The 11985-nt window shown below is 65.6% G+C and carries 16 protein-coding genes and 1 tRNA gene; 5 read left to right on the top strand and 12 right to left on the bottom strand.

The window, feature by feature from the left end; all coding sequences use genetic code 11:
* Position 1: 1 nt before the first annotated feature.
* The 3 genes from C8J24_RS13355 to C8J24_RS13345 form a co-directional block, all read right to left on the bottom strand.
* Positions 2-430 carry a DUF1810 domain-containing protein gene (locus tag C8J24_RS13355; protein ID WP_107933103.1) on the bottom strand — a complete coding sequence of 143 codons (429 nt, stop codon included), beginning with the start codon at positions 428-430 and terminating at the stop codon, positions 2-4.
* 66 nt (positions 431-496) lie between these two features.
* Positions 497-571, bottom strand: a tRNA-Gln gene (locus C8J24_RS13350).
* Positions 572-623: 52 nt separating this feature from the next.
* Complete coding sequence (locus tag C8J24_RS13345) at positions 624-1703, bottom strand: branched-chain amino acid aminotransferase (protein ID WP_107933101.1); 1080 nt, start codon at positions 1701-1703, stop codon at positions 624-626.
* Positions 1704-1809: 106 nt separating this feature from the next.
* On the opposite strand from C8J24_RS13345, the gene C8J24_RS13340 reads away from it, so the two are divergent.
* Complete coding sequence (locus C8J24_RS13340; protein WP_107933098.1) at positions 1810-2298, top strand: MarR family transcriptional regulator; 489 nt, start codon at positions 1810-1812, stop codon at positions 2296-2298.
* Here the strand turns inward: C8J24_RS13340 and C8J24_RS13335 are convergent, their stop codons facing one another.
* The 5 genes from C8J24_RS13335 to C8J24_RS13315 form a co-directional block, all read right to left on the bottom strand.
* Positions 2299-3114, bottom strand: coding sequence for a pyrroline-5-carboxylate reductase family protein (locus tag C8J24_RS13335; RefSeq protein ID WP_107933096.1), 816 nt, complete (start codon positions 3112-3114; stop codon positions 2299-2301).
* 31 nt (positions 3115-3145) lie between these two features.
* Complete coding sequence (locus tag C8J24_RS13330) at positions 3146-3652, bottom strand: type III secretion system chaperone family protein (RefSeq protein WP_031395656.1); 507 nt, start codon at positions 3650-3652, stop codon at positions 3146-3148.
* 97 nt (positions 3653-3749) lie between these two features.
* Positions 3750-4004 (bottom strand): accessory factor UbiK family protein, encoded by a 255-nt coding sequence (locus C8J24_RS13325; RefSeq protein ID WP_031395657.1) that lies wholly within the window; start codon positions 4002-4004, stop codon positions 3750-3752.
* Between the two features lie 38 nt (positions 4005-4042).
* Positions 4043-4561 (bottom strand): TspO/MBR family protein, encoded by a 519-nt coding sequence (locus tag C8J24_RS13320; protein WP_107933094.1) that lies wholly within the window; start codon positions 4559-4561, stop codon positions 4043-4045.
* A 171-nt stretch (positions 4562-4732) separates the two neighbouring features.
* Entirely contained in the window at positions 4733-5482 is a 750-nt protein-coding gene (locus tag C8J24_RS13315; protein ID WP_107933092.1) for a TlyA family RNA methyltransferase, read from the bottom strand.
* Between the two features lie 187 nt (positions 5483-5669).
* Between C8J24_RS13315 and C8J24_RS13310 the strand changes: the two genes are divergently transcribed.
* The gene (locus tag C8J24_RS13310; RefSeq protein WP_107933090.1) at positions 5670-6341 is read left to right on the top strand and encodes an RBBP9/YdeN family alpha/beta hydrolase; all 672 of its coding nucleotides are present in this window, start codon (positions 5670-5672) and stop codon (positions 6339-6341) included.
* 30 nt (positions 6342-6371) lie between these two features.
* On the opposite strand, the gene C8J24_RS17595 is transcribed toward C8J24_RS13310, so the two are convergent.
* The 4 genes from C8J24_RS17595 to C8J24_RS13295 form a co-directional block, all read right to left on the bottom strand.
* On the bottom strand, positions 6372-6536 hold the full coding sequence (locus C8J24_RS17595) for a hypothetical protein (RefSeq protein ID WP_159510704.1): 165 nt from the start codon (positions 6534-6536) through the stop codon (positions 6372-6374).
* On the bottom strand, positions 6533-8455 hold the full coding sequence (gene dxs, locus C8J24_RS13305) for a 1-deoxy-D-xylulose-5-phosphate synthase (protein ID WP_107933088.1): 1923 nt from the start codon (positions 8453-8455) through the stop codon (positions 6533-6535). The genes C8J24_RS17595 and dxs overlap by 4 nt, the downstream gene beginning before the upstream one ends.
* A gap of 127 nt (positions 8456-8582) precedes the next feature.
* The gene (locus tag C8J24_RS13300; RefSeq protein ID WP_107933086.1) at positions 8583-9056 is read right to left on the bottom strand and encodes a Fur family transcriptional regulator; all 474 of its coding nucleotides are present in this window, start codon (positions 9054-9056) and stop codon (positions 8583-8585) included.
* A gap of 73 nt (positions 9057-9129) precedes the next feature.
* The gene (locus tag C8J24_RS13295; protein WP_042466454.1) at positions 9130-9528 is read right to left on the bottom strand and encodes a MerC domain-containing protein; all 399 of its coding nucleotides are present in this window, start codon (positions 9526-9528) and stop codon (positions 9130-9132) included.
* A gap of 231 nt (positions 9529-9759) precedes the next feature.
* Between C8J24_RS13295 and C8J24_RS13290 the strand changes: the two genes are divergently transcribed.
* The 3 genes from C8J24_RS13290 (at position 9760) to rpsI (ending at position 11956) form a co-directional block, all read left to right on the top strand.
* Positions 9760-10803 carry a COX15/CtaA family protein gene (locus C8J24_RS13290; protein ID WP_107933084.1) on the top strand — a complete coding sequence of 348 codons (1044 nt, stop codon included), beginning with the start codon at positions 9760-9762 and terminating at the stop codon, positions 10801-10803.
* Between the two features lie 115 nt (positions 10804-10918).
* Complete coding sequence (gene rplM, locus C8J24_RS13285; protein WP_037530138.1) at positions 10919-11398, top strand: 50S ribosomal protein L13; 480 nt, start codon at positions 10919-10921, stop codon at positions 11396-11398.
* Entirely contained in the window at positions 11399-11956 is a 558-nt protein-coding gene (gene rpsI, locus C8J24_RS13280) for a 30S ribosomal protein S9 (protein ID WP_043157976.1), read from the top strand. It begins immediately after the preceding gene.
* Positions 11957-11985: the final 29 nt, after the last annotated feature.

Here is an 11985-nt window from a genome sequence, read left to right as displayed (position 1 = left end):
GTCAGCTCAATCTGTCGATGAGAGCAAGCGTGGCCGCGTCGCTCGTCCCGGCAAACCAGCGATCGAGCGCCGCGCCGAACAGCGGATCGTTCCCCGCCTCGCGAAACAGCGTCAGCGACGATCGCAGCTTCATCGCATCGACCTCACCGAAAACGGCCCGGGCGGTCACCCCCGTCAGCGCGTCGAGCGCGTCCATGCACTGCCGCAGACGCGCCCCGAGCAGCGGATGCGCAAGATAGGCCCGCGCTTCCTCGAGTGACACGATCGCATAATGCTGCGCCATCGGGCTTCGTCCGAGCCCGGCAATCTGCGGAAAGATGAACCACATCCAGTGACTACGCTTGGCGCCGCCGCGTATCTCGGCAAGCGCGGACTCGTAGACTGCAGCCTGCGCAGTGACGAACCGTTCGAGATCATAAGGATGGGTCATCACTGCCTGCTTTCACTCAATCCTCGGCTCCCCACATATTGCAGAACCGATGGACGCAGGAAGGACTGGCTGGGGCGGCAGGGTTCGAACCTGCGCATGGCGGCATCAAAAGCCGCTGCCTTACCACTTGGCGACGCCCCAGCAGAGGCGGCCTTATAGCGGCGCGCCCCGACGAGAAAAGCCCTATCGCGTCTTAATCGAGTCGATGGACCCACCCATTGGCATCCGGCGCCAGACCGCGCTGGATCGCGACGAGCGAGTCGCGGATCCGCAGCGTCATCGCGCCCGGCTCGCCGCCGCCGATCGTGAAGCGGCCCTCGGGCAACGCGACAGTCCCGATCGGGGTCACAACTGCGGCCGTGCCGCAGGCGAACGCCTCGACAAGCTTGCCGCTCGCCGCGTCGGCGCGCCACTGGTCGATCGCATAGGGCTCCTCGCGCACGGTGATCCCCTGCGCCCGCGCGAGCGTCAGGATCGAATCACGGGTGATGCCGGGCAGGATCGTGCCCGTGAGCGCGGGGGTCGACAGGCTGCCGTCCTCGAAGACGAAGAAGACGTTCATGCCGCCGAGTTCCTCGACCCAGCGGCGCTCGACCGCATCGAGGAAGACGACCTGGTCACAGCCCTGGCTGATCGCTTCCTTCTGCGCGAGCAGGCTGGCGGCGTAGTTGCCGCCGCACTTCGCCGCACCCGTGCCGCCCTGTGCCGCGCGCGTGTAATGCTGGCTGACCCAGATCGAGACCGCGGAGGCACCGCCCTTGAAATAGGCGCCGACCGACGAGGCGAGCACCATGTAGAGATATTCGGCGCTCGGCTTGACCCCCAGGAACACCTCGCTCGCGAACATGAACGGCCGCAGATACAGCGCGCCGCCGTCGCTGTCGGGAATCCAGTCCTGATCCGTCCGGACCAGCCGCTCGACCGATTCGAGGAACAGCGACTCGGGAAGCTCGGGCATCGCCATCCGGCGCGCCGAATCCTGGAAACGCCGCGCATTGGCTTCGGGCCGGAAGAGCGCGGTGCCGCCATCGGCGAGTCGATAGGCCTTCATCCCCTCGAAGATTTCCTGCGCATAATGCAGAACCGAGGATGCGGGATCCATCATGATCGGCGCACGCGTCGTGATTCTGGCATCATGCCAGCCCTTCGCGTCACTGAAGCGGATCATCGCCATATGGTCGGTGAAGACCCGGCCGAAGCCGGGATCGATCAGGCGCTGCGCACGCTCGTTCGCAGCGACCGGATCGCCACACGGTTCGAACGAAAATGTCATGCTCGCGTCTGGGGACGATGAGGCCTGCGACAACGGAGGATGCATTGAATTTTTCTCTCTTTCCACGGCTTGCCGTCGACTAGGACCGAAGACTAAACCGGTCAACATGGCTGCCTCAGCATCACCCGCTTCACCCCTGTTTCTTCGCGAACCCGAACTGCGTCGCGGCATGGAACTCCTGTACTTCGGTCAGAGCCATCTGGTCCGGTCGATCGATGCGGGGCTCGCGGAGCAGGGGCTGGGGCGCGCGCACCACCGCGCTCTGTATTTCATCGCCCGCAAACCGGACATGACGGTCAGCGAGCTGCTATCGCTGCTCGCGATCACCAAACAGTCGCTCGGCCGCGTGCTGAACGAACTCAGCGATCGCGGCTTTATCGAGGTTCGTCCCGGCGATCGTGACCGGCGTCAGCGGCTGCTGCGCTTGACGCCGGTCGGCAGCAAGATGGAGAGCGACCTGTTCGAAGCTGCGCGACAGAAGATGTCCGCAGCCTATAATTACGCTGGCCACGGCGCAGTTGCGGGCTATTGGGCGGTGCTCGAAGGTCTGATTCCGGAAGAGGAACGCGAGCAGGTAATCAAGCTGCGCGGCTGACTAGCGCGGCGCGCGGTCGTCGCGGGCGTTTGCCGCCATCTCCGCATTGCGCTGTGCCGAAGCCGCCAGCGTGCGGGTCATCAGGGTGACCAGTGCATCGCCGTCGTCGAGCACGTTCAGCCCTTCGCGTGTCGATCCACCCGGGCTCGCGACCCGGTCCGCCAGCACCGCCGGAGAAACGTCCGCGGAGCCGGCCATCCGCGACGAGCCCTCGAGCGTCGCAAGCGCGAGCCTAGCCGCCTGATCCGCCGGCAGGCCGAGCGCCTGCCCCGCCTTGGCCAGCGCGTCGGCAAAACGGAACACGAAACCCGGCCCGCATCCCGCCAGCGCGGTAACGGCATCGAACTGCGCCTCTGCGGCGATCCACTCGACCAGGCCGAGCGGCGTCATCAACGCCTCCGCGGTCGCACGCGCCGCGCCGTCATCCGTCGCGCCGTGCAGCGCAACCACGCCGCGGCCGATCGCAACCGGCAGGTTGGGCATCGCCCGAACCACCGCCTGCGCCTGGGACAGACGGTCGAGTGCGGCGATCTCGACCCCCGCGAGGATCGAAATCAGCAGCTTTGGCGCATAGCGCGCGAACACCGGCGTCTTCAGCGCGCCGAGCTGCTGCGGCTTCAGCGCGAGCATGACGGTTTCGGCAGAAAAGTCGTCGGGGTCGGGCAAAGCGGCGACGACGTGCACACCGGGTGGCATCACGCGCAAACTGGGACTGACGACGGTCACGCTGTCGGGTGAAAGGCCGTCGGCAAGCCAGCGGGCCAGCATCGCCCCGCCCATATTGCCACAGCCGATCATCAGGATCCGCCCGGTCATCGGCACGCCGCGCCCGGGGAAACGCGCGTGATCACGCCTCGCCCTGGGTTTCGATCAATGCCGAGGCAAGCGCGTCCGCCGGCGTCTTCCCGCCCCACAGGACGAACTGGAACACCGGATAGAAGCGCTCGCATTCCTCGATCGCCGATTCGACGAGCAGTTCGGCAGCCGACAGCGACATCGTGCCATCCTCACCGCCATCGACCATCGCCGCGTGACGGAACAGCAGGATCCCGCTCGTCGACCAGAGTTCGAAATGGCCGATCCAGAGCTGCTCGTTGGCGAGCCCGATCGTCTCGTAGACCGCCTGACGCCGTTCATCGGGCACCTTGATGTCCGGAAACGCCAGGAACTGCAGCACGCTGTCATCCTCGCGCCACAAGGCGCGCAGTTCGTACGTCGTCCAGCTGCCCTTTACGGTCGCGACGATCTCGTCGTCGTGACGTTCATGTTCCCATCCATGCGCAGCATAATAGGCTTCGAGCATGTCGATGGGCGCAGCATCGTCCTGGTCATGGTCGGCGTGGTCGAGCATCATTACGTCCTGGCACTCCTTGTCACGCGACAAAGGGTGCCGGGGCAAAAATGCTCCGACAACCCCGTTCGATCCGAATGCCCAGAAATCTGTGGAAAAGTCAGACGCCGACCTGCATTTTTGCTTCGAGAGCGTCGAGCCGGGCCTTCAGCGCGTCATTTTCGTCGCGCGCGGCGGCCGCCATCGACTTGACCGCGTCGAACTCCTCACGGCTCACGAAATCGAGGCCGCCGAGCCATTCACGGGCACGCTCGCGAACCCCAGACTGCGCTTCGCGGCCGACACCGGCAAAGGTTCCTGCGGCGCCGTTGAGGACCTTCACGAAATCGTCGAACATCCGGTTTTCGGACTGCATTGTCATCATCCTGCTAGTAACTCGCGCCGCGCGCCTCTTCACAACATCTGGGAGGTGCGCGTCGTCGGCACAAGGGTTTCGGCCTCGGGGTTGAGCCGGCCTATACCGTATGTGAGCATTCCCGCAAAGCTGATCCACACCATATAGGGCACCATCAGCCACGCCGCCCCGCGCCGGATACGCGCGAACAGGAATGTCGCCGCGATCGAGAGCAGCAGCATCGCGACGATGACGAGCACCGACGCCCCGATTCGGTGCGCGCCGAAGAACAGCGGCGTCCAGGCAAGATTCAACACGAACTGCGCGGCAAACAAGGCGATCGCGCGCCCTCGCCCCCGCGCGCCGCGCGCATTGAGGATCATTGCGAGAGCCAGGCCGAGCAGCACGTAGAGCGTCGACCAGGCGACCGGAAACGCCCAGCCTGGCGGAGTGAGCGCGGGCTTTACCAGGCTGGTGTACCAGGCACTTTCGCTCCCCACCGGGACCGCGCGCCCGGCCAGAAAGCCCAGCAGGACGATCAACGGAACGGTCACGATCGCCCAGCGCAGGAACGACATCCTCAGCTGGCCCTTCGAAGCGATGCCTCCCACATACGTCCTTTCAAGACTGATCGGCTTAGTCCTGCCGCGGGAACGCCCTGCCGTAAACCGCAACATGCATGGACCGATCGGGAAGTGTGTCATTCTGCGATGGCCGATCCGGGTCCAGCGCGAGCAGCATCCGGATCCTCAGCCGCGTGGCGCGGCGACCGCATGCGCGGCGATCAGGAACTCGATATTGCCCTCGGGGCCGGTGATCGGGCTCTCGACGACGCCCTCGACCTGCCAGCCCTGTGCCTCGAGCCAGGCCGCGACCTCGCCGCAGACGCGCGCATGGACGGCCGGATCGCGGATCACGCCGCCCTTTCCGACCTCTTCGCGGCCTGCCTCGAACTGCGGCTTGACGAGCGCGAGGAGTCGCGCTCCGGGACGTGCGAACCCGATCGGGCGCTCAAGCACCTTGGCCAGCCCGATAAAGCTCGCATCGCAGACGATCAGGTCGACCGGTTCGGGGATATGCGCGTCGGTCAGGATGCGCGCGCTGGTCTGTTCATGGACGATCACACGCGGGTCCTGGCGGAGTTTCCACGCAAGCTGGTTGGTCCCGCTGTCGACGGCATAGACGCGAGCGACCCCGTTGCTGAGCAGCACGTCGGTAAACCCGCCGGTCGACGAGCCGACGTCGATCGCCACCGCATCCGTGACCGTCCAGTCGAAATGTGCGAGCCCGTGCGCGAGCTTGATCCCGCCGCGTGACACCCAGGGGTGATCGCGGCCCCGGACGTCGAGCACGACGTCGTCCGCCAGGGTCTGCCCCGGCTTGTCGACCTTGCGCGTGCCGGCAAAGACCAGCCCCGCCATGATCAGCGCCTGGGCGCGCGTCCGCGACTCGACCAGTCCCCTGTCGACCAGCATCTGGTCCGCGCGTTGCTTTGCCATACGCCCAGCCTATCGCCCCGGCGTCCGATCATCGCAAGCTGCCTTCCTTTCGCCGCAATGTCTATTGCCCACCGGAATGGTAGGAATATCTTGCGGACAGGGATCGTGATCGGCCGACGTCCCCTAGAGCGTCGATCGATCACGATCCCACCCCCGGGCTCCGGGGGTCTGGAGAAGGAGAGGCGTCGTGGGTTCTTTTGCACCATATGATAGCGTTCAACCGACCATCCTGACGGTCCCCGGGCTCGGCGGATCCGGCCCGTCACACTGGCAGACCCTGTGGGAAGATGCCCGGCCGGATACCGTCCGGGTCGAATTGGGGATGTGGAACACGCCACATCGCAACGCCTGGGTCACGCGACTCGACGAGGCGATCCGGCGCGCGCAGGCCCCCGTCATCCTTGCCGCGCACAGCCTCGGCTGCCTCGCGGCGGCGTGGTGGGCCGAGCTCAGCCCGCAACCCTATGGCTGGCCCGTCGCCGGTGCGTTGCTCGTCGCACCCGCCGATGTCGATCGCGGTGGGGCCCAGGCCGAGCTCAAGGGCTTTTCACCGACCCCGCGCGGCGCCCTGCCCTTCCCCTCGATCGTCGTCGCGAGCAGCGACGATCCCTGGGTCACGCCCGACCGGGCGCACAGCATGGCCGCCGACTGGGGCAGTCATTTTGTCGATGCCGGCCCGCAAGGGCATCTCAACGCGGCGAGCGGTATCGGCTGGTGGCGCGAAGGACAGGATCTGCTCGAGCGGGTGATCGCCGCGAGTGGAGACGGTCACGGCCAGGCTCTGCCGCCGAGCCAGGCGCGATCGATCCTCGCCGTCAGCGCAACCGACGCGGCCCAGTCCCACTATCTGGGCAGATAGGCAGGGCACGAGTCGGGCAGTCATTCTGGCTCAGCCGCGCAGTGTGTCGTCTGCCGGCATCTGCTGATCCTGCTGGTCCGCGGCGCGCGCCGCGGCCAGCCCGGCGCGCATCCGCCGCCACATGGCGATGTTCAGCGACACCATCACGATCACCGCGAGCGCGATGATCACGATGGCCTTGGTCGGCCCGCTCACGCGCGCGCTTCGGCAACCCCGCCCGAATTATGGCGCAGCGCCTTGAGCACGGTTTCCACCAGCGCCGCCGAATCGAGCCCGGCCTCGGCATATTGCGCGTCGGGCTTGTCCTGATCCTGGAAGAGATCCGGCAGGCGCAGCGTGCGCAGCTTCAGCCCGCCATCGATCAGCCCTTCATCACTGGCCAGCGTCAGCACATGCGCCCCAAAACCGCCGACCGCGCCCTCCTCGATCGTGACCGCGACCTCGTGCGTGGTGAGCAGCTTGCGGATCATCTCGACGTCGAGAGGCTTGGCGAAGCGCAGATCGGCGACGGTGGTCGACAACCCCTTGGCCTCGAGCACATCGGCGGCCTTCAACGCCTCCTCGAGCCGCGTGCCGAGCGACAGGATCGCCACGGCCTTGCCCTCACGAACGATCCGGCCCTTGCCGATCTCGAGCAGTTCGGGCGTGGCAGGCAAGGCGACGCCCGTGCCGTTGCCGCGCGGGTAGCGCACCGCGATCGGCCCGGTGTCATACTGCGCCGCGGTGTGCGTCATATGGACCAGCTCGGCTTCGTCCGCCGCCGCCATCACGACGAAATTCGGCAGCGTCGCGAGATAGGTCACATCGAACGATCCGGCATGCGTCGCGCCATCCGCTCCGACCAGCCCGGCGCGATCGATCGCGAAGCGCACCGGCAGGTTCTGGATCGCGACGTCATGGACGACCTGGTCATAGGCCCGCTGCAGGAACGTCGAATAAATCGCGCAGAACGGCCGCATCCCCTGCGCGGCAAGCCCCGCCGCGAAGGTCACGCCGTGCTGTTCGGCGATGCCGACATCGAAGAAGCGATCGGGATAGGCCTTGGCGAACGCATCGAGGCCGGTGCCCGACGGCATCGCCGCGGTGATCGCACAGATCCGGTCGTCCTTGGCGGCCTCGGCGACGAGCTGCGCGCCGAAGACGTTCTGATATTGCGGCGGTCCCGGCGGGGCCTTGGTCTGCACGCCCGAGATCACGTCGAACTTCTGCACGCCGTGATATTTGTCGGCCGCGGCCTCGGCGGGCGCATAGCCCTTGCCCTTCTTGGTCACGACATGGACGAGGATCGGGCCCTCCTCCGCGTCGCGCACATTCTCGAGCACGGGGATCAGATGCTCGAGATTATGCCCGTCGATCGGCCCGACATAATAAAAGCCGAGTTCCTCGAACAGCGTACCGCCCATCGTCATGCCGCGGGCGAACTCGTCGGTCTTCCGCGCGGCGTTGTGGAATGGCCGCGGCAGGCGGCGCGCGAGCTTCTTGGCGAGCTCGCGAATGCCCAGGAACTCGCGGCTTGAGACGATCCGGCTGAGATAGGCCGACAACCCGCCGACCGGCGGCGCGATCGACATATCATTGTCGTTCAGGATCACGACGAGGCGGTTGCCCGCCTGCTCGGCATTGTTCATCGCCTCATAGGCCATGCCCGCCGACATCGCGCCGTCGCCGATCACGGCGATGCCCTTGCCCGGCGTGCCCGCGATCTTGTTGGCGACCGCGAAGCCGAGCGCGGCCGAGATCGACGTCGAGGAATGCGCGGCGCCGAACGGGTCGTATTCGCTCTCGTTCCGCTTGGTGAAGCCGCTGAGGCCGCCACCCTGGCGCAACGTCCGTATCCGGTCGCGACGGCCGGTCAGGATCTTGTGCGGATAGCATTGATGGCCGACGTCCCAGACCAGACGATCGCGCGGCGTATCGAACACATAATGAATCGCGGTCGTCAGCTCGACCACGCCAAGCCCCGATCCGAGGTGGCCACCGGTCGTGCCGACGGCCGAGATCGTCTCGGTCCGCAGTTCATCGGCAAGCTGGCGAAGCTGGTCGGGTTTCAGCTTGCGCAGGTCATCGGGGGTCGAAACCGTGTCGAGCAACGGGGTTACAGGAGTATCTGCCATCCCACCGGCTTATCGCAGCACAGGTTTGGTGTCGATTGTTACCGAACGAAACCCCGCCATCCGCGGATATTTCTACGCAGCGACGCCTGATTGGCCCAGGCGTCAGCGCTCTGGCAGCCCTCTTCGATCAGCGCTGCGCCTCGCATGCCGCACACCGGCCGCGGACTTCGATGACCGGGCGGACAGGGACGAAACCGGCCGAAACTGCCGCGTTGCGGACACCGCGGGTGATCACGTCATTGTCGATATGCGTCGTCTGCCCGCACGAATCACACACCAGGAAGATGCAGTCGTGAAGGCAATCGGGATGGGCGTTGGCGACGTACGCATTTGCGCTTTCGACCCGTCGCGCGAGATTGGCGCCCACGAACAGGTCGAGAATCCGGTAGACGCTGTTCGCAGCGACGCGCCTCCCCTCCGCCTTCGACACGGCTTCCGCGATGTCATAGGCCGAGGCCGGCTTGTCGAAGCCAGCCAGCGCGGAAAACACGCTGGCACGCATCGTCGTCCACTGCTCGCCCGATTTTTCCAGCGTTGCCTGGGCGGCAACGTTGAGGTCGGCGCCTTGCGGCTCATGATGTGAATGCGAGTGCGTTGCCATTATGCCGTGAATCTAGGGTGCCGCAGGACCGGCGACAAGCAGCGACCGCGCCGGGGCGCTCCTGCGGCCCGGCTCAGCTTTCGGCGCGGCGGTTCAGATCGTGCCCGAATGCGAGCAACGCGACGCCGATGATCGTCCAGAGCGTCTCACCGCTTCCCGAATCATGCGGGAGGGTCATTGCCCCCGCCATGATACCGAGCCCGAACGCCCCCATCGCGGCCGGCATCGCATAGCCGTGATGAAGGATCCCGCGCCCCAGCGCGACCGCACCGAACAGGATTGCGATCGTCAGTCCGACTTCGTGGAAGATGGGATCGAGCAGCACGCCGCCCGCAGTCGACATCAGCGCAACCAGCACCGACGTTGCCAGACAGTGCACCATGCACAGACCCGACAGCCCGATCGCATAGCGATCCAGGCCTGCGATCCAGGACGGATGCGCATGGGTATGATGGTGGGCGGTCGTCGACATCGTTCCGAGCAGATAGTCGATCAGAGGAAAGGATACAACATCACATTCGGCCGAACGCCCGCCGTCCGCTCGCTTTTTTTTCGGGAAAAGGACGCTCGACCGATGTCGTGATCAACCCTCCGTGTGCGTTCGTCCTCAACGCATCGCACACGTGTCTCGGCCCGGTAGAAAGCCGGCGACCGATAACCCCTGATACTCGACGCCCCAGTCAGACAGGCGTAGAGCCGTGCTATGCTCCAGCCCAGTGCCGCCTTCCTGTCCACAGCGCGCCCGCGAGCGGTCGCGATCTGGCTTCTTATCGTCGCGGCGATGATCGTCGGTATCGTCGTCGTGGGCGGCATAACGCGGCTCACCAATTCGGGGCTCTCGATCACCGAATGGAAGCCGATCACCGGCATCATTCCGCCACTGACGCTTGCGCAGTGGCACGCGGAATTCGCGAACTACAAACAGATCCCCGAATATAGCCAGCTCAACAGCGGCATGACGCTCGACGGGTTCAAGGCGATTTTCTTCTGGGAATATCTCCACCGCGCGCTGGCACGGACGATCGGCGCGGCGTTCGCGATCCCGCTCCTGTGGTTCGCGCTGCGCCGGGCAATCCCGGTCGGCTATGGCTGGCGACTCGGCGCGCTGCTGGCGCTCGGTGCGCTTCAGGGCGCTGTCGGGTGGTGGATGGTGAAGTCCGGGCTGTCCGTGCGCACCGACGTCAGCCACATTCGTCTGGCGGTCCATCTTATGACCGCGCTCGTCACGCTTGCCGGCATCGTCTGGACGGCGCTCGACCTGCTCGCGCTCCACCGCTCGAAGCTTGCGGCCCCGGCCCGCCTCGTGCCGATCGCGGTCACCGCGTTCGCGTTGCTGTTCGTTCAGCTCGTCTATGGCGCGTTCACCGCAGGGCTCGACGCAGGCTATGCCTTTGCGAGTTGGCCGCTGATGGGCGACAGCCTGTTCCCGGGCGGCGTCCCGATGCTGTCACCCGACTGGACCAACGCCGTCGACAACCCGATCGTCGTGCAGTTCATTCACCGGTGGCTCGCCTTCGCCACCGCCGCCGGGCTCGTCTGGCTCGCGGTCCGCGCGACGCAGCATGGTTCGCGCGCCGGCTTCTGGGTGGTCGGGCTCGTCACGCTTCAGGTCTTTCTGGGGATCGCGACGCTGATGACCGGCGTCGCTATCCATGTCGCGGTCGCGCATCAGGCCAACGCCGCGCTGTTGCTGATCGCCACGGTATTTGCCGCGCATCGCCTCGGCAATCCGTCCAAGGTATCATGATACCCGCCATGAAACCGGCGGAAAGCTTGACTTAAACACCCCTTTTCGCCATTGCCGCCTCGTTAGCGCCGTCCGTCGTGGCGGCGCATATCGTTTCAGCAAAGGTCTCAGCCCCATGAAGGCGCTCATGAAGACCACCAAGTCGGCCAAGCCGCACGAGGTGGAGAAGAAATGGCATATCGTTGATGCCGAGGATCTGGTGGTCGGTCGCGCAGCGTCGATCATCGCCAACGTCCTGCGCGGCAAGCACAAGACGTCGTTCACCCCGCATGTCGATTGCGGTGACAACGTCGTCGTGATCAACGCCGACAAGATCCGCTTCACCGGCAACAAGGCCGCGAAGAAGGTCTATTACAAGCACACCGGTTATGCCGGCGGCATCAAGGGCATCACTGCCGCCAAGGTTCTCGACGGCCGCTTCCCGGAGCGCGTTCTCGAAAAGGCCGTTGAGCGCATGATCCCGCGCGGCCCGCTTGGCCGTGAGCAGATGCGCAACCTGCGTATCTTCAAGGGTACCGAGCATCCGCATGAGGCACAGAACCCCGAGGTTCTCGACATCGCCAGCATGAATCGCAAGAACAAGGTGGGTGCGTAAATGACCGACAACCGCCAGTCGCTCGCCGATCTCGCGAGCCTGACCAACCAGCCCGCACCGGCTGCTCCGGCCGCACAGTCGCTGCCGACCAGCGAAGGCGACATCGCAGCGCCCGTCTCGAACGAGCCGGTCCGCGAGCCGATGCCGCTCCGCGAGCAGATCCTCGACAAGCAGGGTCGCGCCTATGCGACCGGCCGTCGCAAGGACGCCGTCGCCCGCGTCTGGGTCAAGCCCGGCACCGGCAAGATCACGATCAACGGTCGTGACCAGGAAGTGTATTTCGCACGTCCGACGCTGCGTCTCGTCATCAACCAGGTGTTCGGCATCACCGAGCGCGAAGGTCAGTATGACGTCGTCTGCACCGTCAAGGGCGGTGGCCTTTCGGGTCAGGCCGGCGCGGTCAAGCATGGCATCAGCCAGGCGCTGACCCGCTTCGAGCCGGTGCTGCGTGCATCGGTCAAGGCTGCAGGCTTCCTGACGCGCGACAGCCGCGTCGTCGAGCGCAAGAAGTATGGCAAGGCGAAGGCCCGTCGTAGCTTCCAGTTCTCGAAGCGCTAAACGCTTTACCGAGCTACGAAAAAGGGCGG

Source organism: Sphingomonas aerolata (assembly GCF_003046295.1).
Lineage (GTDB): Bacteria > Pseudomonadota > Alphaproteobacteria > Sphingomonadales > Sphingomonadaceae > Sphingomonas > Sphingomonas aerolata.
Note: the sequence above shows the minus strand (reverse complement) of the source record. Positions and strands in the feature narration are given on the sequence as shown.

Bases quoted from the DNA above. Each gene is read 5' to 3' on its own strand.
- C8J24_RS13315 (WP_107933092.1), bottom strand. From the start codon at position 5,482: ATGGCAAAGCAACGCGCGGACCAGATGCTGGTCGACAGGGGACTGGTC.
- C8J24_RS13340 (WP_107933098.1), top strand. From the start codon at position 1,810: ATGGCTGCCTCAGCATCACCCGCTTCACCCCTGTTTCTTCGCGAACCC.
- C8J24_RS13325 (WP_031395657.1), bottom strand. From the start codon at position 4,004: ATGCAGTCCGAAAACCGGATGTTCGACGATTTCGTGAAGGTCCTCAAC.
- C8J24_RS13320 (WP_107933094.1), bottom strand. From the start codon at position 4,561: ATGTCGTTCCTGCGCTGGGCGATCGTGACCGTTCCGTTGATCGTCCTG.
- rpsI (WP_043157976.1), top strand. From the start codon at position 11,399: ATGACCGACAACCGCCAGTCGCTCGCCGATCTCGCGAGCCTGACCAAC.
- C8J24_RS13295 (WP_042466454.1), bottom strand. From the start codon at position 9,528: ATGTCGACGACCGCCCACCATCATACCCATGCGCATCCGTCCTGGATC.
- C8J24_RS13330 (WP_031395656.1), bottom strand. From the start codon at position 3,652: ATGATGCTCGACCACGCCGACCATGACCAGGACGATGCTGCGCCCATC.
- C8J24_RS13335 (WP_107933096.1), bottom strand. From the start codon at position 3,114: ATGACCGGGCGGATCCTGATGATCGGCTGTGGCAATATGGGCGGGGCG.
- C8J24_RS13290 (WP_107933084.1), top strand. From the start codon at position 9,760: ATGCTCCAGCCCAGTGCCGCCTTCCTGTCCACAGCGCGCCCGCGAGCG.
- C8J24_RS13300 (WP_107933086.1), bottom strand. From the start codon at position 9,056: ATGGCAACGCACTCGCATTCACATCATGAGCCGCAAGGCGCCGACCTC.
- rplM (WP_037530138.1), top strand. From the start codon at position 10,919: ATGAAGGCGCTCATGAAGACCACCAAGTCGGCCAAGCCGCACGAGGTG.
- dxs (WP_107933088.1), bottom strand. From the start codon at position 8,455: ATGGCAGATACTCCTGTAACCCCGTTGCTCGACACGGTTTCGACCCCC.
- C8J24_RS13345 (WP_107933101.1), bottom strand. From the start codon at position 1,703: ATGACATTTTCGTTCGAACCGTGTGGCGATCCGGTCGCTGCGAACGAG.
- C8J24_RS13355 (WP_107933103.1), bottom strand. From the start codon at position 430: ATGACCCATCCTTATGATCTCGAACGGTTCGTCACTGCGCAGGCTGCA.